The sequence below is a fragment of the Streptomyces sp. ISL-87 genome, assembly GCF_018614095.1.
In the GTDB taxonomy this organism is placed as follows: Bacteria; Actinomycetota; Actinomycetes; order Streptomycetales; family Streptomycetaceae; genus Streptomyces.
In genome coordinates this window covers 18,767-41,895 of sequence record NZ_JAGGOY010000001.1, presented here as the reverse complement: position 1 = coordinate 41,895, position 23,129 = coordinate 18,767, and the positions used below count along the sequence as shown (strand labels likewise).

Genomic DNA, 23,129 nt, shown 5'->3' with positions numbered 1-23,129 from the left:
CACCGCGGGCCGGCACGGGAGCGGCCCTGTCAGCGGTGAGCCGTACCGTGGACGGGTGGACAGCACCGAGCGGCCCCGCGGGCCGCATCTCGAATGGACCGTCGTCGCCAGCGATGTCGGTCCCCTGCTCCTGGCCGCGACCCCCGAGGGTCTGGTCCGGGTCGAGTTCCATGCCGGGCCCGACCGGGTCGAGAGGATGATCGGCTCGCTGATCTCCCGGCTCGGCGCCGACGCGTGGCGTCCGGCCCCGGGCGAGGAGGTGCTGCTGGCCGAGCCGATACGCCAGCTGGCCGCGTACTTCGCCGGCTCCCTGAAGCGTTTCGACCTGCCCCTGGACTGGCGGCTCAGCTCCGGCTTCAACCGCCAGGTGCTGCTGGAGCTGGACCGCTCCGTGCCGTACGGGGCGGTCGTCGGGTACGGGGAGCTGGCCGCCCGCGTCGGGCAGCCGGGCGCCGCCCAGGCGGTGGGCAATGCCATGGGGTCGAATCCGCTGCCGCTGGTGGTGGCCTGCCACCGGGTCGTGGAGAACAACGGCGGCATCGGGGGCTTCGGCGGTGGGGTGGAGACCAAGCGGATCCTGCTGGCGCTGGAGGGCGTACTGCCGCAGCCGCTGTTCTGACCGGGGCCTGTTCTGACCGGGGCCTGTTCTGACCGGGGCCTGTTCTGACCGGGGCCTGTTCTGACCAGCGCCTGTTCTGGCCAGCGCCTTCCCGAGCGCCGGGAGGGGCGGGGCGGGTGGGGGCTGTTATACGGTTCCGCCGCGCGGTAAGGGGTGCGAAACTGCCGCGGTGACTACTCCTGCCGCCCCCGGCATCGCCGCGCCCGTACGCCGCTCCCCGCACCCGCGACGGGGAGGTACGGCGTGAGCGCCGCGCCCGGCACCGACCGCCCGGCGCCACCGCTCGACCTGGCGGAACTGCCCCGGCTCCAGCGGCGCATCTCCGGGGTGCTGATCGCCAGCCAGATGCTGGGCGGCCTCGGCGTGCCCATCAGCATCGCCCTGGCCCCCGTGCTGGCGACCCAGGTCAGCGGCACCGAGTCGCTGTCCGGCTTCGCCTCCACCGCCGCGGTGATCGGCACCGCCCTGCTCTCGCTGCCCCTGGCCGCGCTGATGACCGCGCGGGGGCGCCGGCCCGGACTGGTCCTGGCGTACGCGATCGGCGCGGCCGGCGCGGCCACCGTCGTACTCGCCGCCGCGATCAAGAGCTTCCCGCTGCTGATGCTCGGCATGGCCGCCTTCGGAGCCGCCTCCTCCGCCAACCTCCAGGCCCGGTTCGCCGCCGCCGACCTGGCCGCCCCGGACCGCCGGGCCCGGGCGATCTCCGTCGTCGTGTGGGCCTCCACGCTCGGCGCGGTGCTCGGCCCGAACCTCTCCGCCCCGGCCAGCCGCAGTTTCGCCGGCACCTCGATACCCGAGACGGCGGGCCCCTTCGTGTGGGCCGGCGCCGTCTTCCTGCTCACGGGCGCGCTGATCGCCGTACTCCTGCGGCCGGACCCGCTGCTGACGGCCCGGGCGCTGGCCGGGCCCGAGGAGCAGACCCGCGCGGGCCGCTCGCTGCGCGCCGGGCTGGCCGCCGTCAAGGCCGCCCCGCGGGCCCGGCTCGCCCTGGTCACCGTCGCGGTGTCACACACCACGATGGTCTCGATCATGGTGATGACCCCGGTCGACCTGGGCCACCACGGCGCCGGGCTGGAACTCGTCGGCCTGGTGATCAGCGGCCACATCGCGGGCATGTTCGCCTTCTCGCCGGTCATGGGGTGGCTCGCGGACCGGCTGGGCCGCCTGTCGGTGATCGGGCTGGCGGCCGGGCTGCTGTCGGTCGCCGCCCTGCTCGCCGGGACGGCCGGGCCGAACCACGGCCAGAGCGCCCTCGGTCTGTTCCTGCTGGGCCTCGGCTGGTCGGCCGGCATGGTCTCCGGCTCGGCGCTGCTCACCGACTCGGTGCCGCAGGCCGCGCGGGCCGCCGTCCAGGGCCTGAGCGACCTCACGATGAACACGGCCGCGGGCCTGGGCGGCGCCGCCGCCGGCCTGGTCATGTCCCAGGCGGGCTACGGCTGGCTCAACGCGATCGGCGCCACGCTGCTGCTGCCGATGGCGGCGCTCGCCCTGTTCACCGCGCGCCGGCACCCCGTCCCCGCGAAGGCGGCCGGCGAGGCGCTCAGCGGCTGAGTCAGTAGCTGATGTGGTAGGCCTTGCGGAGCGTTTCGTGCACGGTCCAGGTGGTCTTGTCGCCCTCCCGCAGCACACACGCCGATCCGGGACCCACCTCCAGGGTCGCGCCGCCCTCGACCTCGATGGTGGCGCGGCCGCTGACCACGACGAACAGCTCGTTGGCCTCGGTGTCGGTGACCACGCCGGGGGTGATCTGCCAGATCCCGCGGATCTGCGAGCCGTCCCCGGCCTCCCACAGCACCTTGCCGGTCACGACGGGCTCGCCGGAGACGATCTGCGCGGGATCGAGCTCCTCCGCCTCCAGTTCGGCATCCGGGATGTCCGGTACGGAGACGGCGAAGGATGCGGGGGCTGCGCTGTGATCACTGGTGCTCATGGCGCGCCAGCCTAATCCGGGGGCCGCGCGCGGCGGGGCGGTCAGACCGTCCAGCGCGGGCCCGGCGGACGAGTCACCCTGTCCAGCGGAGCAGGCCGCCGGGGCGCGGCACCCTACGGGTTTCGGCCAGAGCGGCGCGTACGTCCTGGGCCGTCAGCGGGTGCGGGGAGGGCGCCGGGTGAACGCTGGTCGGACAGGTTCGCGCCGGAGTGTGGGGGAGCGCGTTTGGGGGCGCGAATCCCGTGCCATGGATGGGGACATGCCACAGCACAGAGCATCCGCGTCCCTGTCCGCATCCGCATCCGCATCCGCGTCCGGCGGGTTGGTCCTGTCAGAAGAGGTCCACGAGGCGGTCGCCCGGCGGCGGCCCGTCGTGGCCCTGGAGTCCACGATCCTCGCGCACGGCCTGCCGCGCCCCCGCAATCTGGCGGTGGGCCTGGAGCTGGAGGCGCTGGTCCGGTCGGAGGGGGCCGTTCCGGCGACGATCGCCGTCGTGGACGGGGTGGCGTACGCCGGCCTCGACAAGGAGCAGCTGGAGCGGATCGCGGGCGGCGAGGGCGTGCGCAAGCTCGGGCACCGGGATCTGGCCCCCGCGCTCGCGACGGGCGCGACCGGGGCGACGACGGTGTCCGCGACGGCCTTCCTGGCCGCGCGGGCCGGCCTGCGGGTCTTCGCCACGGGCGGGCTGGGCGGCGTACACCGCGAGTGGGCCCAGACGCAGGACGAGTCGGCGGACCTGTCGCTGCTGGCGCGGACGCGGATCACGGTGGTGTGCGCGGGGGTGAAGTCGATCCTGGACGTGCCGGCCACCCTCCAGCGGCTGGAGACGCTGGGGGTGGGCGTGCTCGGCTACGGGACGGAACGTTTCCCCGGGTTCTACCTGGCCAGCTCGGGCGAGCCGGTGGACTGGACCGTGCACCGGCCGGAGGAGGTTGCGGCGGTGATGGCCGCTCAGGACGGGTTGGGCGGCGTCGAGTCGGCGCTGCTGGTGGCCAATCCGGTGGCCGAGGCGGAGCAGTTGGATCCGGAGCTGCACGACCGGGTCCTGGCCGAGGCCCTCGCGGAGTGCCGGGAGCGGGGGATCACGGGGCAGGCGGTGACTCCGTTCCTGCTGGGGTTCCTGGTACGGGCCACCGGCGGTGCCTCGCTGGAGGCCAACCTGGCGGCGGTACGGGGCAACGTGCGTCTCGGGGCCCGGATCGCGGGGGCCTGGGCGGCCCGGCCGTGACCGCGCCGCCCGGAGCGCTGCTGGTCGTCGGGGACGTGGTGACGGATGTGGTGGCGGTGCACCCGGAGCCCCTGACTCCGGCCACCGACACGGCCGCCCGGATCCGCACCCTGCCCGGCGGCTCCGGGGCCAACGCGGCCTGCTGGGCCGCGCACGCCGGGGCGGCGGAGGTACGCCTCCTCGCGCGGGTGGGCGCCGAGACGGTGCGCTGGCACGAGCGGGCGCTGGTGGACGCCGGGGTGCGGCCGCGGCTGGTGGTCGACCCGGCCGAGCCGACCGCGACAGTGGTGGCGCTGGTCGGCAAGGACGCGGAGCGGACCTTCTTGACCGACAGCGCGGCCGCGTTGCGGATCGCCCCCGCCGACTGGGCGCCGTCCCTGCTGGACGGGGTCGCCCATCTGCACCTCTCCGGGTACCTGTTCTTCGCGGACTGCAGCCGGGAGCTGGCCCTCGTCGCGCTGCGGGCGGCGCGGGCGCGGGGGGTGCCGGTGAGCGTGGACCCGGCCTCGGCGGGATTCCTGGCGAAGCTGGGGCCTCGGCGCTTCCTCGATGCCGTGGCGGGCATCGGCGTACTGCTGCCCAATGAGGACGAAGCCCGGCTGCTGGCCGGGCTGCCGGAGCCGGCCGGGGCGGCCCGGGCGGCGGCGGAGCTGAGCCGGCGGGTGCCGCTGGTGGTGGTCACCCGGGGCGCGGCCGGGGCGCTGGTGGCCGAGGCGGGGCGGGTCACCGCGGAGGTCGCGGCGGAACCGGCGGAGGCGGTGGACTCCACGGGCGCGGGTGACGCGTTCACCGGCGGTTTCCTCGCGGCGCGGCTGGCGGGCGCGGACCCGGTGGAGGCCGCCCGGGCCGGGTGCCGGACGGCCGCGGCGGCCGTCACCCGGCTGGGCGGCCGGCCCTAGCTACGGCGTGTATTCCTGGTCGAGCGTGTCGATCACGCCCTTGGCGCCCAAGTGGTAGCGGAACACGAGGCCCTTGTCCGGGTGGGCGATCAGCCATTCGGTGAGCTCATGGAGCGTGATCGGCTTGCTCACCGTGCCCGGGAGGATCGGGGTGATGGCCGTGATCTTGGCGTCTTCGGCGATCGGGATGAAGGTTTCCGTGCCGACGGTCTTGAAGGTGGCGGTGCTCAGGCCGGGGGTGGCGCAGGTCCAGTTGCCGTGCTTGACGATGAGGCTGTGGAAGCCGCCCTCCGGGGTGTAGCGGTAGACGGCGACCTCGTCCGGCGAGATCGGCATCTTGTCGCCGCAGGCGGGTCCGGGAGCCGGCGGCTTCGGCTTGGCGGCCGGGGTGGTCGCCGGGGTCTTGGCGGGCGTCTTCGCGGTCGCGGTCGGCGCCGCGCCGCCCGCCGGGGTGGCCGGGGCCGAGGGGGCCGAGGGGGCCGCCGGGGTCGCCGAGGCGGCCGGGGTCGCGCTGGGCTTCGTACCAGCGGCTCCCTCGCCGTCGTCGCCGTTGTCCCCGTTGCAGCCCGTGAGGGCCAGGGCTGCGCACAGGGCGAGCGCGGCCAGCGCCTGCCCCCGGAACCTTCTCGCGCCGCGAACCGTTGTGCCGTGTACGCGCATTGCCGTCTCCCTCTGCCAAGGCGCCACCGGGGCCGCCGGTGGCCGCCGTGAAGCGTGGCCTCACCGTAGAGCGCAGGTATCGGCCGGGACGATGGCCCGATTCCGTTCGTCGCCCGGCCGGGATCGCACTGTTGCCGTTCCCGGACGTCCGTGACCGGCCCGGGGCGCGGCGGTCAGCCGGGGAGGCCCGTCCAGGCGGGGTGGCGGGGGTCATCCGCCCGGACCACCGTGTCGGCCTGGGCCGCCGGGTCGGTCTCGGCCTCGTAGCGCGCGAAGGCGGGCAGGGTCCAGCGCGCGGACTCCTCGGTGCGGCGGGCCAGGGCCGCCGGGGAGAGCCGGATGTGCACGCTGAGGTCGAAGGGGAACCAGTGGCCCAGCAGCAGCGGGTCGTGCACGATCAGCACACCGCCCGGCGGGAGTTCGGTGTACGGGCTGCGGGTGGCCCGGTCGGTCACCGGGTCCCAGAGGTCGGGAAGCACCCGTCCGCTGCCGCCGATGTCCGTCGGGCCGAAGACCTCCCGCCAGAGCGCGGCCGTGTCGTACCAGCCGCCGAGGTACGCGTCCACGTCCTCGCGGCCGAACTCGAAGCGGAGCGAGGCCGGCCGCAGGAACCCCTCGGCCGGGACAACCAGTGCCGAACTGCCGTGCAGGCGCAGCGCGTCCGCGAGGTGTCCGGCGAGCACGCCGGTGCCGGCGGCGGGCGCGCCGTCGATGCCCACCCGCAGCCAGGCATCCGGCGCCGCGCCCGCTTCGTCGAGGTGGCCGGCGAGCCGCTCGGCCATCCGCTGCCATGTGATCGCTTCCAGCTGCACGAGCCCATTGTCAGTATTGGCCCTTAGCGGTTTTTCACGAGGGATCACCGGCGGAAAGAGAGCCGGCGGCCCGGCCTTTGGGGCGTACGGGCACCGGTCATCGAGCTGTGCACACAGCGGGGCGGTTCACGCGATGGGGTGATTGTCGGGTTGTTCGGTTGCTCGGGGCAGCGCCCTGCTCGCCAACATTGCTGGTGCGATCTGGGACGCCGTACTCGGTGTCGGCGTGCGGGGCCCCTGTTACAGCGGAGTGATGATTCAGGGCCTCCCCGTCGCTTTTGGCCGAGTTCACATGGCCAGGTCGTGAGGGACCCCGCCCGGCCGGGACCGAAACACGGACACGATCCGTGTCGCCACGCGGCTGCGAAAGCGGGCAACCAGTGCGCCCAAGACCGTTCGGGGCGCGCCGGTAGGCAGGCTCACCTGTTCGCCGGCGATCTCGCCTCCTCGGTGTACTGCTTCGACGCGGACGGGCGGCGGCTGTGGAAGCTGGGCACCGGCAGCGGGTCCGCGCTGTCGATGCAGTACCTGGACGAGCGGCTGTACCTGGTCACCACGGACGGTTCCCTGGTGTGTGTGGACGCGAGCGAGGCGGCGATCGCCGCGGCCCAGCAGGGTTCGGTGCCGACCGCGGTGGATGTGAAGTCGGCGGCGGCCCTGCCGGTGTTCACCCCGGCCGCGTCGGCGGCCGCGGTGTCGACGGTCTCGGTGGCCGCGGCTCCTGCGGGCGGCATCGTCGTGGAGTGCGTCCATCAGGGCGGCCGGATGCGCGTACAGGTGGTCTCCGGCGGCTACGAGCCCTCGTGGAACGTGCAGTTCCCGCGCGGGATACGGGAGCCCGGCGCCCGGTACGTGGTGGACGGGCTGCATGCGGCCTCGGGGGGCTTCTACCGGGTGTGCGGGGAGATACGCCGCCTCGTATGAGGGCGTGGGTGACGGTTCACGGAGCGCGCCCCGGGCAGGCGCACGCCGCGGCGCCGGGCGGGGCCGGGGTGGGTATGGAGAAGGGGGCGCCCTCGGGGAGCGCGTCGCAGGTCACGTACAGCACGACCGGTTCGGTGCCGAGGTTGCGGCCGAGGTGGATGTGCCGGATGCCCTCGGGTTCGACAAAGCTGGTCCCGGTCCGGTGCACCTCGACGGTGTTGTCGTGCAGGATCCGCGTCAGCGTCCCGGACTTCACGACCGCCATGAGCTGTACGCGGTGGTAGTGCCAGCCGGTGCAGCCGCCGGGTTCTATGACGATCTCCCGGCCCTCCAGGTCCGCGGGCTCCGCTGCCCGCGGGCGCCGGGCCGTCGCCTGCCGTCCACCCATGTGTTCCTCCTCCACGGGCCGGCCGAGCCCCGCTTGACACGTTAGGAGGACATCCTGACGTCCAGCGAGACATGGTGAAAGCCCAACAACCCATCTCCACAAGGTGATATACGGTCCGGCCGGCGGTATCACACCGGTATGAGTCTCGTGGTGTTCGAGTCGCTGAAGCAGATCTACTGCGCGGAGTGCCGGCGGGGACCGATCCGGCACGTCGTCCGGGAGGCCGGTGTGCCCCGCTGCCTGGACTGCGCCGACCTGGGGCACCTGGTCTACCTGCCGCGCGGCGATGCGGCGCTCACCCGCCGGGCCCGCGAGGCCAGTTCGCTGTCGGCCATCGTGGTCCGCCTCCACAAGCGCCGCCGCCGCTATGAGCGCCAGGGACTCCTGGTCGAGGACACCGCCCTGGCCCGCGCCGAGCGCGCGTGCCTCGCGGACGCCGACGCGCGGGCCCGCCGCCGGGAGCGCGACCGGCTGCGCCGCGCCGCCGAGGACATTCGGTTCACGGCTGCCTTCGCCGCCGAGATACGGCGGCTGTTCCCCGGGTGTCCGGCCGACCGCGCCCTGGCGATCGCCGCCCACGCCTCGGCCCGAGGCAGCGGACGGGTGGGCCGCACCGCGGCCGGCCGGGCCCTCGACGAGCTGGCGGTGTCGATGGCCGTCCGGGCGGCCGTGCGGCACATCGACACCGAGTACGACGCCCTTCTGATGTCGGGCCTCCCCCGGTTCGCGGCCCGGGCCCGGCTGGCCGCGCGGATCGACGCGATCCTGGACGGCTGGCGCACGGGGGCAGGGGCCCGGGCGGAGGCTGTTGAGTTGGAGGTCGTGAGGACGGATGCCGTAGAGGCGGAGACGGCCGAGCCGGATGCCGTTGAGGCGAATGACCTCGGGGCGGAGGCCCTTGAGGCGGAGGCCCTTGAGGCTAGTTGAGGCGGAAGCGGCGGTAGAGCAGCGCTCCGCCGAGCAGCAGCGCCCCGCCGCCGGGCAGCAGGTAACCGACGGCGTCGGCCCCCGTGTGGGCGAGTGCGGAGGTGTGACCGGGCGGGGCCGACGGGACCGACGGGACCGACGGGACCGACGGGGCCGGAAGGATCACGGGCTGCTCGACGGCCGGCGGCTGGGCCGGCTCGGCTCCACTGGGCTTCTCCCCGTTGACGGAGGTGTTGCCGCTGGAGCCGTTGCCGACGCCGACGACGCTCACCGCGTTGCCGCTGACGTTCAGCGGCACGTCGACGGGGAGCTGGATCCCGTTGCCGGACAGCAGCCCGGGCGAATCCTTTCCGCGCCCCTCGGCACTGGCCCCGCCGCCGTTGCCCGTACCGTTCCCCCCGCCGGGTTTCGACGGATGTGAACTCTGGGACGGATCGGAGGGCCCGGTCCCCGCATCCCCGTGCCCGCCGCCCGGCTCGGCGTTGACGCACCGGTTCCCCGCAGCCGGGTTGAGGAGCCCGATCACACTCACGGTGTTGCCGCACACGTTCACCGGCGTGTGCACCGGCAGCTGCACCAGATTCCCCGAGAGCAGACCCGGGGAGCGCTCGGCCGACCCGCCCGCGTCCGCATCGGCGTAGGCGAGGCCGCTCACACCCGCGACGGCCAGTCCACCTCCCGCAACCACCGCCGCGATCAAGCCATTCCGACGACTGTGACGCATCAGCTTTTCCTGCCTTCCGGAGGGTTCACGGGTCGTGCACCCGTACCGGAAACAACGCGGTAAGCCCATTCGGGTTATAGAACCGGTAGGCATTTCACTCCATCGTGTACTGGGTAGTGCCTACTTCATGACTGTTCGCCCGCTGCTCCTCCTCGATGTGGACGGCCCCCTCAACCCCTTCCGCTCCCGCCTCGCCGGAATGCGCGGGTACACGAGCCACCGCATGCGCCCGGCGGTCTGGATGTCCTACCGCTCCCCTGATTCCCGCAGCGCCCGGCGCGGTCTGCGCGTCCGTCTCCACCCCGCCCACGGCCCCCGGCTGCTGGCGCTCCCCTTCGAACTCGCCTGGGCCACCACCTGGATGCACGAGGCCAACACGATGATCGCCCCGCACATCGGACTTCCCGGTGATCTTCCTGTCATCGAGTGGCCGGAACTCTTCGCCCGCGATCCCAGCGGTCTCTCCTGGAAGACCCGAACCCTCCTCGACTGGGCGGCCGGGCGCCCCTTCGCCTGGGTCGACGACATGATCAACACCCGCGACCGCGCCTGGGTCCACGCCCATCACCCCGCCCCGGCGCTGCTCCTGCGCATCCACCCCCGCCACGGTCTGCGCGCCCGCGACTTCACCACCCTGAACTCCTGGGCGCAATCGCTCTGAACCCGGCCTCCGCGTGGACGGACGCACCCGAGGGCATCACCTGCGGCCGAGCGCCGCCACCGGGTCCGCGGACGGGGCGCCGCTGGGCCACCAGTCGTTGTCGTCCAGGCGGGACTCGTACGCGTACCAGAGACCCTCGCGGCTCAGGCGCAGCTGGCGGTTGAAGGCGGTCAGGCGGTTGCGGTCGGGGCGGAACGAACCCTGGCCGGCGGCGAGGAGGAGCGGGCGGGCCCGGTCGAACGGGCCGGCCGGGGGGTCCCAGGGCTCCTCGAGGGTGGCCAGGGCGGGCAGACCGCCCTGGCGCCAGGCCGCGGCGGCCCGGGCCAGGTCCGTGGTCGTTCGGCCGGTGGCGCGGGCCAGGTCGCGGTAGAGGGTACGGGCCGAGCCGGTGAGCCCGGCCGTGGGGTGCGCGGAGGCCAGCCGGACGGCGTCCTGCCAGAGGTTGAGCCCGGCGATGGGGTCCGCGCCGGTGGTGAGCAGGGCGAAGGCGCGCGCGGCGGCGTCGGTGGCGAGCTGGTCCAGGGCCAGGGGGTCGGGGGCCGCGGGATCGGCCGGGTAGGCGGGCGGGAGTCCCACGGCGGCCGGCCCGGCGAGCGGGGCAGGCAGCGGGGGCAGGACGGTGCGGGCCAGCGCCGCGCGGGCCGGAACTCCGGGGAAGTCCGGGGCCGCGTCGGGCTGTTCGCGCGCGGCATGAGCGGCATTGCGGCGGGCGAGCTCATCGAGCAGTTCCCGCTCGCCCCGGCCGCGCAGGAGCAGCAGGACGAACGGGTCCTCATCGAGCAGCCGGGCCGCCCGGTAGCAAAGGGCCGCGGCGTGCTTGCACGGCGGACGCGCGACGTCGGGGCACGAGCAGCGCGGCACGAGTTCGCCCGCGCCGGGCAGGACACTCCCGGCCAGGGACTGCGGAACCTCCCGCTCCAGCAGCGCGGCGAGGGCACCGGGGTCGGCCGCCACCCCTTCCAGGAGTTCGGCCCACTCTGCGTCCGGGAAGGCGTTGAGGGCCAGCTCGGTGCGGTAGGGGCGGGGCCTGCTGCCCCGCACGTACGCCACGATCCGCCCGGGGGTGATCGTCACGGCGTCGACATGGCCTTCCTCGGCGTACGTACGGCCGCGCGCCAGGCGCGCCGAATCGCGGGAGCGCTCCTCCAGGGCGGCCACCCAGGCCCGGCCCCACCAGGTGGCGGCCTCCACCCCCGCGGGCACGGTCTCGAAGGTGCGGCGGCGGTCGTCCCTCGCGGTGATCATGCGGGCCTCCGCAGGGAGACGAGGTCGGCCAGCTCGCGGTCGCTCAGCTCGGTCAACGCGGACTCGCCGGAGCCGAGGACGGCATCGGCCAGGGCCCGCTTCGTCTCCAGCATCTCGGCGATCCGGTCCTCGACCGTGCCCTCGGCGATGATGCGGTGGACCTGCACGGGCTGGGTCTGGCCGATCCGGTAGGCGCGGTCCGTCGCCTGCTCCTCGACGGCCGGGTTCCACCACCGGTCGAAGTGGATCACATGGCCGGCCCGGGTCAGGTTCAGTCCCGTACCGGCCGCCTTCAGGGACAGCAGGAACACGGGGACCTCGCCCGCCTGGAACCGGTCGACGAGCTCCTCCCGGTGCGCCACCGGGGTCCCGCCGTGCAGGAATTGGGTGGCGATGCCCCGCGCGGCCAGATGCCGCTCGATGAGCCGCCCCATCGTCACGTACTGGGTGAACACCAGCACCGAGCCGCCCTCGGCGAGGATCGTGTCCAGCAGTTCGTCGAGCAGCGCGAGCTTGCCCGAGCGGTGCGCGATGCGGGGCTGTTCCTCTTTCAGGTACTGCGCCGGGTGGTTGCAGATCTGCTTGAGCGAGGCGAGCAGCTTCATGATCATGCCGCGCCGCTCGATGCCCTCGCTCGCCTCGATCACGGCCATCGCCTCATCCACCGCCGCCTGGTAGAGCGAGACCTGCTCGCGTGTCAGCGACACCGGATGGTCGGTTTCCGTCTTCGGCGGCAGCTCGGGCGCGATACCGGGATCGGACTTCTTGCGGCGCAGCAGGAACGGCCGGACGAGCGCGGCCAGCCGGGCCACCGCCGCCTCATTGCCGCCGTCCTCCTCCTGCTGGTGCTCCACCGGGCGGGCGTGGCGGGCCCGGAAAGCGGTGAGCGGCCCCAGCAGGCCGGGCGTGGTCCAGTCGAGCAGCGCCCACAGCTCGGACAGGTTGTTCTCCACCGGGGTACCGGTCAGCGCCACCCTGGCCGGCGCGGGGATCGTGCGCAGTGCCTTCGCCGTCGCCGAAACCGGGTTCTTGACGTGCTGGGCCTCATCGGCGACGACCATGCCCCAGCTCTGCTCGGCCAGCCGGGGCGCGCTCGCGCGCATCGTCCCGTACGTGGTGAGCACGAAGCCCCCGGCCAGCCCGTCAAGGCTGCGGCCGCCTCCGTGGAAGCGGCGCACCGCGACCCCGGGGGCGAACTTCTCGATCTCCCGCTGCCAGTTGCCCAGCAGGGACGCGGGGCAGACTACGAGCGTCGGCTCGGGGCGCTCCCGGTGCAGGTGCAGCGCGATCAGGGTGACCGTCTTGCCGAGGCCCATGTCATCGGCGAGGCAGCCGCCGAGGCCGAGCGAGGTCATCAGGTCCAGCCAGGCCAGGCCGCGGGCCTGGTAGTCGCGCAGGGTGGCCTTCAGCCCGGCGGGCTGCGGCAGCGGGGCCAGCTCGCCCGTCAGCCGCTCCCTGAGAGCGGCCAGCGCCCCCACCGGAACCGCCGCCACCGGTTCCCCGTCGACCTCTGCCGTCCCGGTGAGTACGGTGGCCAGCGCGTCGACCGGGTCCAGCAGCCCCAGCTCCCGCTTGCGCGCCTTGCGCACCAGCTCAGGATCGACCCGCACCCACTGGTCGCGCAGCCGCACCACTGGCCGGTGGGCCTGCGCGAGCGCGTCCATCTCGCCCGGGGTGAGCCGGTCGCCGCCCAGCGCCAGCTCCCAGGAGAAGGCGAAGAGGTGCTGCGCGTCGAAGAAGGCGGTGCCGTCGGTGGCGGAACCGGGCGCGGTGGAGCGTACGACGGCGGTCGCGGACAGCGTACGGGCCAACTCGCGCGGCCAGTGGACCAGGACCCCGGCGGCCGCCAGCCTGGTCGCGGCCACGCCCAGCAGGTCTTCCAACTCCGGATCCGAGAGAGCCAGCACATCGGGGACCGGCTGATCGAGCAGACGCAGCAGCGGCGGCCAGACGCGGGCGGCCCGGCGCAGCGCGAGCACGGCATCGATCCGGGCGCGCGGCCCGAAGCCGGCGCCGGCCGCTCCCGCCCACAGCATGCCGGCATCGGTGACCAGGGTCGGATCGGCGAGGCTGTGCACCTGAACGACAGCGGCGCCGGCCCGGCGGGTGTCCGTTTCCTCCGCGCCCTCGGCCGCTCCCTCGGCCTCGTCGAAGAGGCGGAATGAGGACAGGTCGAGCCGGAGCGAGATCCCCACGCCGGTGTCGGCGCCGGCCGCGACCTGCGCGGCCCAGTCCTGTATGCCGGACACCTGTTGCGGCTCCTGCGCCGCGAACGGCCGCCCGGCGGCCACGGGCGCGGCCGGGGTCCGGGGCAGGCTGTCGGCGACGGCGTCGAGGAACGCCCGTACCAGGGCCTCCGGTTCGGGCAGCTGAAGCGGGCGGCGACCGGCGAGGGGCGTCGCGTACCCCTCGCAGGGCAGGGCGGCGGCCACCGCCCGCAGGTACCCGATGTCCTCGGCGTCGAGCGGCCCGGCACGCCAGGCGTCGACGCCGCCGGGGGTGAGCCCGGGGAGCAGCCGGCCGCGGGCCACGAGTGTGAGCGCCTGCGTGGCGGCGGTGCCCCAGGCGCGGGCGGCGGGATGCGCGGCGGGGCTGCGGGACGCACGGACGAGCAGCGGCAGCGCGGCCGCGACGGGCAGTGCCACTGCGGGTACGGTCCGGGTAGAGACCCCGTCCCCGTGCGGCCGCGCGACCTGGAGGGCCTGCGGAGTCCCGCCCTCCGGCGCCTCGGGAAGCGGCTCCCCGTCGGGACACCAGAAGGCGACGCGCCCTTCGCGCGGCACCGCGCCGGGCAGGAACACGGCGGCCCGGCGCAGCAGGCCATCCGACGGCGACTGCGCTGTCACGGCGTCCCCCCTCCCGGTCCCTCGGCTCCGCCACGGTCAAGGCGAATGTTCCGCCCCCGAGTCTAGGCGCGCCCACTGACAACCCCGCTGAGCTGCGCGTATACCCCGGCCGGGGCCGCGGCACGAGCGCCGGGCACACACGGCGTGCACACCTCGATCCCGGACCGGCCGTGAACAGGCTCAAGCCCTGATCCGCGCAGGTGGGACCATGGACATTGAAGCGAGGCGATGGCCATGCGTTCCGGAAACGAGCCGGTGACCGCCCGCAGTCCGCTGCGGCTGCGGTTCTGGCTGAGCGTGTGGGGGCTGATCTGGGCCGCCGCCGGGGCGGCCGCGTTCTCGCTGGCCGGCCGTCCCGGGTGGGCGGCCGCCTGCGGCGTGGTCGCGCTGCTGGCGGCGGTGGACCTGGCCGTGGTGCTCCACCACATCCACCAGGGCCCGCACTACCAGCCCGGTCCGGACGTCCCCCCGTACGAGCCGCCGCGCGACCGGTAGGGCTCAGTTCTCGAAGCGGGCGGCCGCCAGATAGTCCGGTTGCGGGTCGAGGGCCGCGGCGAGCCTGAAGTGCTTGCGGGCCTGCTCGGGCCGCCCGGCCCGCTCGTGGGTGCGGGCCAGCGCGAAGTGCGCGAACGCGTTGTCCGGCTCCCGCTCCAGCACCAGCTCGAACTCAAGCTCCGCCGGACGGAGTTGGGCGGCGGCGAAGAAGGCCCGGGCACGCAGCAGCCGGGCGGCCGTGTTCTCCGGATGGGCGGCTATCACCGAGTCGAGAAGCTGGACGGCGCCGCGCGGATCTCGTGCGGCGAGCAGTTGCTCGGCGGCCCGGTAGTCGATGACATGAGTCTCCGGGCTCGCGGCCCCGGACGAGCCGGACGACGGGCCCTGCGGCGGTGGCGTGGTGTCGGACACGATCTGTTCCTTCCCTCTACGGGCGCGTTCAACGCCCGCCTCCGCGCCGTCTATTCCATGAACACGTCAGGCCCCGGCAGTGGCCGCCCGCTCCGTGAGCCGCTCCCACACCTTGCGCACCTGCGGCTCCAGCGCCTCCAGCGGCCCGTCGTTGTCGATCACGAGCGTGGCCACCGCCAGCCGCTGCTCCCGCGTCGCCTGCGCCGCCATCCGGGCCCGCGCCTCCTCCTCGGCCATCCCGCGCAGCGCGGTCAGCCGGGCCAGCTGCGTCTCGGGCGCCGCGTCCACGACGACCACCAGGTCGTACAGCGGTGCCAGGCCGTTCTCGGCGAGCAGCGGTACGTCGTGCACCACGATCGCGTCGGGCCCCGCGGCCGCCTCCAGCTCGGCGGACCGGGCCCCGACCAGCGGGTGCACGATCGCGTTGAGGGTCTGGAGCTTCGCCGGGTCCGAAAACACGACGGACCCCAGCTTGGGCCGGTTCAGGGACCCCTGCGGCGTCAGCACGGACTCCCCGAAGGCCGCCACGATGGCCGCGAGCCCGGGCGTACCGGGCTTCACGACCTCCCGCGCGATGCGGTCGGCGTCCACGATGACCGCCCCGTACCCCGCGAGCAGCCGCGAGACCTCGCTCTTACCCGCGCCGATTCCGCCTGTCAGGCCCACTTTCAGCATGCCCGCAGACTAGACCCCGCGCCCTGGCCGCCGTACAGCCCCCCAACCAGCCGGGAACCAGCCAGACGGGAACCAACCGGCCGGGAACCAGCCCACGCCAACCAGCCCGGCGGGAACCCAGCCCGGCGGGAATCAGCCCTCGCCCTCGCGCTCCGCCAGGAACCGCTCGAACTCGCGGCCGATCTCATCCGCCGACGGGATCTCCGCCGGCTCGGCGATCATGTTCCCCCGGGTCTCCGCGCCGGCCGCCGCGTCGTACTGGTGCTCCAGCCCCTGGACCAGGCTGACCAGCTCCTCGTCGCCCTCCCGGATCTGGCGGTCGATCTCCGTCTGCGTGCGGTGCGCCTCGGTGCGCAGGGCGTGCGCCACGGCTGGCAGAACCAGCCCCGTCGCCGCCGTGATCGCCTCCAGGACCGTCAGCGCCGCGTCCGGGTACGCGGAGCGCGCCACGTAGTGCGGTACATGCGCGGCGACGCCCAGCACATCGTGCCCCGCCTGCCCGAGGCGGAACTCGACCAGCGACTCCGCGCTGCCGGGCACCTGCGCCTCGTCGAACGGGCTGCGGTGGCCGGGCATGAGGTCGGTCCGGTTGCCGTGCGGGGTGATGCCGACGGGCCGGGTGTGCGGGACGCCCATCGGGATGCCGTGGAAGTTCACCGAGAGCCGGACGCCGAGGCGCTCCACGATCTGCCGGACGGCGACGGAGAAGCGCTCCCACTCCACGTCCGGCTCCGGGCCGGACAGCAGCAGGAAGGGCGCGCCGGTGGCGTCCTGGACGAGGCGCACCTCCAGCCGGGGCTCTTCGAATTCGGTCCAGTGGTCGCGCTGGAACGTGAGCAGCGGGCGGCGGGCCCGGTAGTCCACGAGCCGGTCCGCGTCGAAGCTGGCCACGAGCTGGTGGGGCAGGGTGTCGAGCAGGCGCTCGACGATCTGCTCGCCGGCCTCACCCGCGTCGATGTACCCCTCGAAGTGGTACAGCATGACCAGCCCGGCCGAGTCCTGGGCGAGCGCCAGATCGGCCACCGCCAGGCCCTTGGCGTCCCATTCGTACAAACCCTGTGGATCAAGCACCGTCACCACTCCTCCTCGCCGCGTTCCCTGGGAAGAACGCCCAAGGAGGCGCCACCATTCCCCAGTTGGCCCCCGCAGTTGGCCGCTTCACGGGAACGTAACAGCAGTAAGGCCCGCCCCCCTGAGGGGACGGGCCTTACCTTTCAGCTCATTTCACACCGGGGTGTGATGCGCTGCGATCAGCTCTGGCCGCCGGCCAGCTTCTCGCGGAGCGCGGCGAGGGCCTCGTCGGACGCCAGGGCGCCAGAGGTCTCCTCGGACTCCGAGGAGTACGAGCCACCGGAGACGCCCGCACCGGCGTTGCCACCGGCGGCCGGGGCGGCAGCGCCCTCGGCAGCGGCGGCCTCGTCGGCCTCGCGGCTCTTGATGACCTGCGCCTGGTGCTGCTCGAAGCGCGTCTGCGCCTCGGCGTACTGGCGCTCCCACGTCTCGCGCTGGGAGTCGAAGCCCTCGAGCCAGTCGTTGGTCTCGGGGTCGAAGCCCTCGGGGTAGATGTAGTTGCCCTGGTCGTCGTAAGACGCGGCCATGCCGTACAGGGTCGGGTCGAACTCGACCGACGCCGCGTCGGCACCGAAGGACTCGTTGGCCTGCTTCAGCGACAGCGAGATCCGGCGACGCTCAAGGTCGATGTCGATGACCTTGACGAAGATCTCGTCGTTGACCTGGACGACCTGCTCCGGGATCTCCACGTGGCGCTCGGCCAGCTCGGAGATGTGGACCAGACCCTCGATGCCCTCGTCCACGCGGACGAACGCACCGAACGGAACCAGCTTGGTGACCTTACCCGGGACGACCTGACCGATCTGGTGGGTCCGGGCGAACTGCTGCCACGGGTCCTCCTGCGTCGCCTTCAGCGACAGGGAGACACGCTCGCGGTCCATGTCAACGTCGAGAACCTCGACGGTGACCTCCTGGCCGACCTCGACAACCTCGGACGGGTGGTCGATGTGCTTCCAGGACAGCTCGGAGACGTGCACGAGACCGTCGACGCCACCCAGGTCCACGAAGGCACCGAAGTTGACGATCGAGGAGACGACGCCGGAGCGGACCTGACCCTTCTGCAGGGTGGTGAGGAACGTCTGGCGAACCTCGGACTGGGTCTGCTCGAGCCAGGCGCGGCGGGACAGGACCACGTTGTTGCGGTTCTTGTCCAGCTCGATGATCTTCGCCTCGAGCTCCTTGCCCACGTAGGGCTGGAGGTCGCGGACGCGACGCATCTCGACGAGAGAGGCCGGCAGGAAGCCGCGGAGGCCGATGTCGAGGATGAGACCACCCTTGACGACCTCGATGACGGTACCGGTGACGATGCCGTCTTCTTCCTTGATCTTCTCGATGGTGCCCCAGGCACGCTCGTACTGAGCGCGCTTCTTCGAGAGGATCAGGCGGCCTTCCTTGTCCTCCTTCTGGAGAACCAGGGCCTCGATCTCGTCGCCGACCTTGACGACCTCGTTCGGGTCGACGTCGTGCTTGATCGAGAGCTCGCGGCTCGGGATGACGCCTTCGGTCTTGTAACCGATGTCGAGGAGAACCTCGTCCCGGTCAACCTTGACGATGACGCCGTCGACGATGTCGCCATCGTTGAAGTACTTGATCGTCTCGTCGATCGCCGCGAGGAACGCGTCCGCGTCGCCGATGTCGTTGACCGCTACCTGCGGAGTGGTGGCGGTGGTCTCGGTGCTGCTCGTCATGTGGGAAAGGGCTCCGGTTACGGACAGAAAGTCGTAGGTACTGCTACGCCGGGAGCCCTTATCGGCATCCACCGAAGACCGGACAGCCAAGGAGGCCCCCGATCCGCAAACGAGCGGCGGGGCCTCGAAAACCGAGGGGACATCAACAGATGCAAGCGCAGCCTGCTAGGTCTGAGGAGCACAGGCTCGCAGCGCAACTTGTAGCATACGGGGGCAGCCGGACAGGGTCAATGCGCGAAGGCGCACAGCCCGGGCGGATCGCCGCATAACCGGCACGATTCGTGGGCGGGAAGGCCTCAATGAGCCCTTCTGCCGACTTCCGCAGTCCTTCGAAGACACTCGAAGGCATTCGCAGACTACGACGACGGGCCCCATGAACCAAGAGGACTACGCCCCCCAAGACGCGTACGACGCCGAAAGCGCCGCCCCCGCGGACGGGGACACCGGCGCGGACGACGCCGAGGCCACGCGGCGTGACGCCGGGGAAGCGGAGAGCAGCCGGGCGAGCCGCGGCTGGTGGGACCGCAACGCCGACGAGTACCAGAGCGAGCACGGCGCCTTCCTCGGCGACGACCGCTTCGTCTGGGGGCCCGAGGGGCTGGACGAGGCGGAGGCCGCGCTGCTCGGCCCGGCGGCCTCCCTCAAGAACAAGCACATCCTGGAGATCGGCGCCGGCGCCGCCCAGTGCTCGCGCTGGCTCGCCGCCCAGGGCGCCCTCCCGGTGGCCCTGGACCTCTCCCACCGCCAGCTCCAGCACGCCCTGCGCATCGGCGACGGCATCCCCCTGGTCGAGGCGGACGCCGGGAGGCTCCCCTTCCGCGACGGCTCCTTCGACCTCGCCTGCTCCGCGTACGGGGCCGTCCCCTTCGTCGCCGACCCGGTGAACGTCATGCGCGAGGTGCACCGCGTGCTGCGCCCCGGTGGGCGCTGGGTCTTCTCCGTCACCCACCCCATCCGCTGGGCCTTCCCCGACGAGCCGGGCCCGGAGGGGCTGTCCGTCGCCGCCTCCTACTTCGACCGGACCCCGTACGTCGAGCAGGACGAGCAGGGCCACGCGGTGTACGTGGAGCACCACCGCACCATCGGCGACCGGGTCCGGGAGGTGGTCGCGGGCGGATTCCGGCTGGTGGACCTGGTCGAGCCGGAGTGGCCCGCCTGGAACAGCCAGGAGTGGGGCGGCTGGTCCCCGCTGCGCGGCAACCTGATCCCCGGCACCGCGATCTTCGTGTGCGAGAGGGACTGACCCTTGTCCATTCGTACCGCCGCCCTCGACTCCCTTCCTGTACGGGAAGCCCTGCCCGCGCTGGTCTCCGCGCTGGACGGCCACGGCACCGCGGTGCTGTGCGCCCCGCCCGGCACGGGCAAGACCACGCTGGTGCCGCTGGTTCTGGCGGGGCTGGTGGGCGGCGGGCCGCGGCGCCGGGTCGTGGTGGCCGAGCCCCGGCGGATCGCCGCCCGGGCGGCGGCGCGGCGGATGGCCTGGCTGCTGGGCGAGGCCGTGGGCGCCACGGTCGGGTTCACGGTGCGCGGGGAGCGGGTGGTGGGGCCGGCCATGGCGGTGGAGGTGGTCACCACGGGCGTCCTGCTCCAGCGGCTCCAGCGGGACCAGGAGCTGGCCGGGGTCGACCTGGTCGTCCTGGACGAGTGCCACGAGCGGCACCTGGACGCCGACACCGTGGCCGCGTTCCTCCTGGACGTACGGGAAACCCTGCGCCCGGAGCTGCGGCTGGTGGCGGCTTCGGCGACGACGGACGCGGCCGGGTGGGCGCGGATCCTCGGCGGCGCGCCGGTGGTGGAGGCCGCGGGGATCTCGTACCCGGTGGAGACGGTCTGGGCCCCTCCGGCCAGGCCGGTGCGGCCGCCGCACGGGATGCGGGTTGACCCGGCGCAGCTGACGCATGTGGCCTCGGTGGTGCGGCGGGCGCTGGCGGAACGTTCCGGCGATGTCCTGTGCTTCCTGCCCGGCGTCGGGGAGCTCGCCCGGGTCGCCGGGCAGCTGGGCGGGGTGGACGCGGAGGTGCTCCAGGTCCACGGCCGGGCCCCGGCTGCGGTCCAGGACGCGGCGCTGGCCGCCTCGCCGCACCGCCGGGTGATCCTTTCCACCGCCGTCGCGGAGTCGAGCCTGACCGTGCCCGGGGTACGGGTGGTCGTGGACTCCGGGCTCGCCCGGGAGCCCCGGGTCGATCACGCGCGGGGGCTGGGCGCGCTGGCGACCGTACGGGCGTCCCGCGCGGCGGGGCGCCAGCGGGCGGGGCGGGCGGGGCGTGAGGCGCCGGGGGCGGTGTACCGGTGCTGGTCGGAGGCCGAGGACGGGCGGCTCCCCGCCTTTCCGTCCCCGGAGATCCGGATCGCGGACCTGGCGCAGTTCGCGCTCCAGGCCGCCTGCTGGGGTGACCCCGACGCGGGCGGGCTGGCGCTGCTGGATCCGCCGCCGGCCGGCGCGATGGCCGCGGCGCGGGAGGTCCTGCTGGCCGTGGGCGCGGTGTCCCCGGAGGGGCGGCCTACCCCACGGGGGCTGCGGATGTCCCGGCTGGGCCTGCATCCGCGACTGGCCCGCGCCCTGCTGGACGGAGCCGCCGCCGTGGGCCCCCGCCGGGCCGCGGAGCTGGTCGCCCTGCTGAGCGAGGAGCCGCCGCGGGAGTACGGGGACGACCTGGCGGCCGCGTGGCGCCGCGCCCGCGCGGGCGGCGACGGCTACTCCCCCCGCTGGCGCGCGGAAACCCGCCGCCTGGAGCGCGCCGCCACCGCCGAATCCCCTGCGGGGCCACCCCTCGCCCCGACGCACCCAGCCCCACCGGCACACCCAGCCCCACCGGCGTTTGAGGCGCGGGGGTCCGGGGGCAGCGCCCCCGGCAACGGACCCGCACCCGAGCCGGGGGCACAGCCCCGCCAGGCGCACCCGGCCCCACCGGCACACCCAGCCCCGCCGGCGTTTGAGGCGCGGGGGTTCAGGGAGCAGGGCCCCTTGGGCGATGACGGCGCTGCCGGGCTCGTCGCGGCGCTGGCGTTCCCCGAGCGGGTCGCGAAAGCGAAGGGCGAGGGAGCCTTCCTCATGGCGTCCGGAACAGCGGCAGGGCTCGGCGACGGCTCAGGGCTGCGCAGCGCGCCCTGGCTGGCCATCGCCGTCGCCGACCGGCCCCCGCACTCCGCCTCCGCCCGCATCCGGCTGGCGGCGGTCGTCGACGAGGACACCGCCCGGGCCGCCGCCGGGCACCTGCTGAGCGCCGGGGAAGAGGTGCGCTGGGAGGGCGGGGATCTCGTCGCCCGCGCAGCGGAACGGCTCGGGGCGATCGAGCTCTCCGCACGGCCCTTGCGCAATCCCGACCCGGCGCTCGTACGGGCCGCCCTGCTCGACGGGCTGCGCAGCGACGGGCTCGGGCTGCTGCGCTGGTCCCCGGACGCACAGGGGCTCCGCGCCCGGCTCGGCTTCCTGCACCGCACGCTCGGCGCGCCCTGGCCCGACGTACAGGACGACCACGCACTGCTGGCCCGCGCCGACGACTGGCTGGAGCCCGAGCTGTCCAGGGCCCGCCGCCGCTCCGACCTCGCGCGGATCGACGCCGGGCAGGCTCTGAACCGGCTGCTGCCCTGGGCCACCGGCGAGGCCGCCCGTCTCGACGAGCTGGCCCCGGAGCGGATCGAGGTGCCCAGCGGATCCCGGATCCGGGTGGACTACTCCGCCGAGCACGGGCAGCCCGTACTAGCCGTGAAGCTTCAGGAGCTGTTCGGGCTGGCCGAGACCCCCCGGGTGGCCGGAGTGCCCGTGCTCGTGCACCTGCTGTCTCCGGCCGGGCGCCCCGCCGCCGTCACCGCCGACCTCGCCTCCTTCTGGCAGGGCGGCTACCGCGCCGTCCGCGCCGAGCTGCGCGGCCGCTACCCCAAGCACCCCTGGCCGGAGGACCCGGCCACCGCCGAGCCCACCCGGCACACCAACGCCCGCCTCAGGCGCTGAGCGGCGCGCCGCCCTCCCCGTCGCCGCGCCGGCCACGCGCCTCCAGCCACAGCGCGAGCCCGAAGAGCCCGAGCCCGCCGGCGGCGAGGCCGATCGGTGCGTAGGTGTGCAGCGCGAGGACCTTCATGCGGTTCGACCTGACCAGGTCGAGGGTGTACTTACCGTAGTCCGCGCGCATCGTCACGTGCCCGGCGAAGACGGTGAGCTTGCCGTCGGGTGCGCCCGCCGCGATTCCGCCGCGCATCTCCTGCTGGATGTCCTGCTCGGCGTTGACGGGCGCGCCGGTCACCGGGTCGACCCAGAACATCGCCTTGACCGAGTACCAGAGGCTGGTGCCGGTCGTCTGCTCGAACGTCGCCGGGTCGATGCCCTCGATCGGCATCTTCTTCGGCAGGGAGACCTTCGTCCAGGGGACCGTCTGCTCGAAGTAGTAGACGTCCATGCCCTTGAACGTGCGCGGGCCGACGTAGTGGATCGGCGAGGACGTACGGGTCTGCGCGTCGAAGTAGAGGTAGTCGCGCGGCTCGGTGAAGAACGGCCACTTGAACTCGATGCCCTCGCGCTTGACCGGGTCCCCGTCGACCATCTCGCCGGTGGCGTGCACCGGGTCCTGGGTGTGCGCGTCGAAGATGTAGCGCTCGGGTATCTGGGAGACCGTCTTCCCGTCCGGACCGATGATGTGGGTCAGCGTGTCCCAGACGACCACGTCCTTGCCGGCGCTCGCCTCGATCTCCTTCGACGCCTCGACGTTGCCCTTCAGGGTCTGGACGATCGTGACCTTGTCGACCTGCTTGGGCTGCATGCCGGCGGTGTAGTCGAGGAGGGTCGCGTCCTTGGCCTCCAGGACCATCTCCTGGTACTGGCTCGGCGGGATCTTCGCGAGCCGGGGGTACGCGTACCAGCGCAGGAGCGGTGCGAGGGCGCCGAGGAACACGGCAACGGCAAGCAGGACGAGGCTCGCTGTACGTCTCATG

Annotated in this window: 21 protein-coding genes and 1 pseudogene; 10 read left to right on the top strand and 12 right to left on the bottom strand. The window is 73.7% G+C overall.

Annotated features, from left to right (window positions below; translation table 11 throughout):
- Positions 1-55 precede the first annotated feature (55 nt).
- Positions 56-619: a methylated-DNA--[protein]-cysteine S-methyltransferase gene (locus tag J7I97_RS00205; RefSeq protein ID WP_214930255.1), complete on the top strand. Its 564-nt coding sequence runs from the start codon at positions 56-58 to the stop codon at positions 617-619.
- Between the two features lie 243 nt (positions 620-862).
- Positions 863-2,170 (top strand): MFS transporter, encoded by a 1,308-nt coding sequence (locus J7I97_RS00200; protein WP_214930254.1) that lies wholly within the window; start codon positions 863-865, stop codon positions 2,168-2,170.
- A gap of 1 nt (position 2,171) precedes the next feature.
- Here the strand turns inward: J7I97_RS00200 and J7I97_RS00195 are convergent, their stop codons facing one another.
- Positions 2,172-2,549 (bottom strand): cupin domain-containing protein, encoded by a 378-nt coding sequence (locus J7I97_RS00195; protein WP_214930253.1) that lies wholly within the window; start codon positions 2,547-2,549, stop codon positions 2,172-2,174.
- 259 nt (positions 2,550-2,808) lie between these two features.
- On the opposite strand from J7I97_RS00195, the gene J7I97_RS00190 reads away from it, so the two are divergent.
- Positions 2,809-3,777: a pseudouridine-5'-phosphate glycosidase gene (locus J7I97_RS00190; protein WP_214930252.1), complete on the top strand. Its 969-nt coding sequence runs from the start codon at positions 2,809-2,811 to the stop codon at positions 3,775-3,777.
- A complete protein-coding gene (locus tag J7I97_RS00185; RefSeq protein WP_214930251.1) occupies positions 3,774-4,676 on the top strand; it encodes a PfkB family carbohydrate kinase in 903 nt (300 codons plus the stop codon). Before J7I97_RS00190 ends, J7I97_RS00185 begins: the two co-directional genes overlap by 4 nt.
- Here J7I97_RS00185 and J7I97_RS00180 read toward each other — a convergent pair whose 3' ends face one another.
- Together J7I97_RS00180 and J7I97_RS00175 are read right to left on the bottom strand one after the other, a co-directional pair.
- Positions 4,677-5,336, bottom strand: a complete 660-nt coding sequence (locus J7I97_RS00180) for a hypothetical protein (RefSeq protein ID WP_214930250.1) — start codon at positions 5,334-5,336, stop codon at positions 4,677-4,679. It abuts the gene before it with no gap.
- Positions 5,337-5,509: 173 nt separating this feature from the next.
- On the bottom strand, positions 5,510-6,148 hold the full coding sequence (locus J7I97_RS00175) for a uridine kinase (protein ID WP_214930249.1): 639 nt from the start codon (positions 6,146-6,148) through the stop codon (positions 5,510-5,512).
- A 354-nt stretch (positions 6,149-6,502) separates the two neighbouring features.
- Between J7I97_RS00175 and J7I97_RS00170 the strand changes: the two are divergent.
- Positions 6,503-7,072 (top strand): annotated as a pseudogene (locus J7I97_RS00170) (PQQ-binding-like beta-propeller repeat protein); the annotation flags it as partial.
- Between the two features lie 16 nt (positions 7,073-7,088).
- Here the strand turns inward: J7I97_RS00170 and J7I97_RS00165 are convergent.
- Positions 7,089-7,460: a cupin domain-containing protein gene (locus J7I97_RS00165; protein WP_214930248.1), complete on the bottom strand. Its 372-nt coding sequence runs from the start codon at positions 7,458-7,460 to the stop codon at positions 7,089-7,091.
- 138 nt (positions 7,461-7,598) lie between these two features.
- On the opposite strand from J7I97_RS00165, the gene J7I97_RS00160 reads away from it, so the two are divergent.
- Entirely contained in the window at positions 7,599-8,387 is a 789-nt protein-coding gene (locus J7I97_RS00160) for a DUF2293 domain-containing protein (RefSeq protein WP_215076615.1), read from the top strand.
- Here J7I97_RS00160 and J7I97_RS00155 read toward each other — a convergent pair.
- Positions 8,380-9,075, bottom strand: a complete 696-nt coding sequence (locus J7I97_RS00155; RefSeq protein ID WP_308369140.1) for a chaplin — start codon at positions 9,073-9,075, stop codon at positions 8,380-8,382. The genes J7I97_RS00160 and J7I97_RS00155 overlap by 8 nt on opposite strands.
- 163 nt (positions 9,076-9,238) lie before the next feature.
- Here J7I97_RS00155 and J7I97_RS00150 point away from each other — a divergent pair, with 163 nt between their 5' ends.
- A complete protein-coding gene (locus J7I97_RS00150; RefSeq protein WP_214930246.1) occupies positions 9,239-9,772 on the top strand; it encodes a hypothetical protein in 534 nt (177 codons plus the stop codon).
- Positions 9,773-9,808: 36 nt separating this feature from the next.
- Here J7I97_RS00150 and J7I97_RS00145 read toward each other — a convergent pair whose 3' ends face one another.
- Complete coding sequence (locus J7I97_RS00145) at positions 9,809-11,017, bottom strand: SWIM zinc finger family protein (RefSeq protein WP_214930245.1); 1,209 nt, start codon at positions 11,015-11,017, stop codon at positions 9,809-9,811.
- Positions 11,014-13,863: a DEAD/DEAH box helicase gene (locus J7I97_RS00140; protein ID WP_214930244.1), complete on the bottom strand. Its 2,850-nt coding sequence runs from the start codon at positions 13,861-13,863 to the stop codon at positions 11,014-11,016. The genes J7I97_RS00145 and J7I97_RS00140 overlap by 4 nt, the downstream gene beginning before the upstream one ends.
- Before the next feature lie 234 nt (positions 13,864-14,097).
- Here J7I97_RS00140 and J7I97_RS00135 point away from each other — a divergent pair, with 234 nt between their 5' ends.
- Positions 14,098-14,358 carry a DUF6343 family protein gene (locus tag J7I97_RS00135; protein WP_214930243.1) on the top strand — a complete coding sequence of 87 codons (261 nt, stop codon included), beginning with the start codon at positions 14,098-14,100 and terminating at the stop codon, positions 14,356-14,358.
- A 3-nt stretch (positions 14,359-14,361) separates the two neighbouring features.
- Here the strand turns inward: J7I97_RS00135 and J7I97_RS00130 are convergent, their stop codons facing one another.
- From J7I97_RS00130 to rpsA, 4 genes are all read right to left on the bottom strand, one after another.
- Positions 14,362-14,769 carry a tetratricopeptide repeat protein gene (locus J7I97_RS00130; RefSeq protein ID WP_214930242.1) on the bottom strand — a complete coding sequence of 136 codons (408 nt, stop codon included), beginning with the start codon at positions 14,767-14,769 and terminating at the stop codon, positions 14,362-14,364.
- Positions 14,770-14,835: 66 nt separating this feature from the next.
- Positions 14,836-15,444, bottom strand: coding sequence for a dephospho-CoA kinase (coaE, locus tag J7I97_RS00125; protein WP_214930241.1), 609 nt, complete (start codon positions 15,442-15,444; stop codon positions 14,836-14,838).
- 132 nt (positions 15,445-15,576) lie between these two features.
- Positions 15,577-16,515 (bottom strand): PAC2 family protein, encoded by a 939-nt coding sequence (locus J7I97_RS00120; protein ID WP_214930240.1) that lies wholly within the window; start codon positions 16,513-16,515, stop codon positions 15,577-15,579.
- 179 nt (positions 16,516-16,694) lie between these two features.
- Positions 16,695-18,203, bottom strand: a complete 1,509-nt coding sequence (rpsA, locus tag J7I97_RS00115) for a 30S ribosomal protein S1 (protein WP_214930239.1) — start codon at positions 18,201-18,203, stop codon at positions 16,695-16,697.
- A 373-nt stretch (positions 18,204-18,576) separates the two neighbouring features.
- Between rpsA and J7I97_RS00110 the strand changes: the two genes are divergently transcribed.
- Positions 18,577-19,446, top strand: coding sequence for a class I SAM-dependent methyltransferase (locus J7I97_RS00110; protein ID WP_214930238.1), 870 nt, complete (start codon positions 18,577-18,579; stop codon positions 19,444-19,446).
- 3 nt (positions 19,447-19,449) lie between these two features.
- Entirely contained in the window at positions 19,450-22,155 is a 2,706-nt protein-coding gene (locus J7I97_RS00105) for an ATP-dependent RNA helicase (RefSeq protein ID WP_251058340.1), read from the top strand.
- Here J7I97_RS00105 and J7I97_RS00100 read toward each other — a convergent pair.
- The gene (locus J7I97_RS00100) at positions 22,145-23,128 is read right to left on the bottom strand and encodes a DUF3068 domain-containing protein (RefSeq protein ID WP_214930237.1); all 984 of its coding nucleotides are present in this window, start codon (positions 23,126-23,128) and stop codon (positions 22,145-22,147) included. The two genes, J7I97_RS00105 and J7I97_RS00100, sit on opposite strands and share 11 nt — an antisense overlap.
- Between the last annotated feature and the right edge of the window lies 1 nt (position 23,129).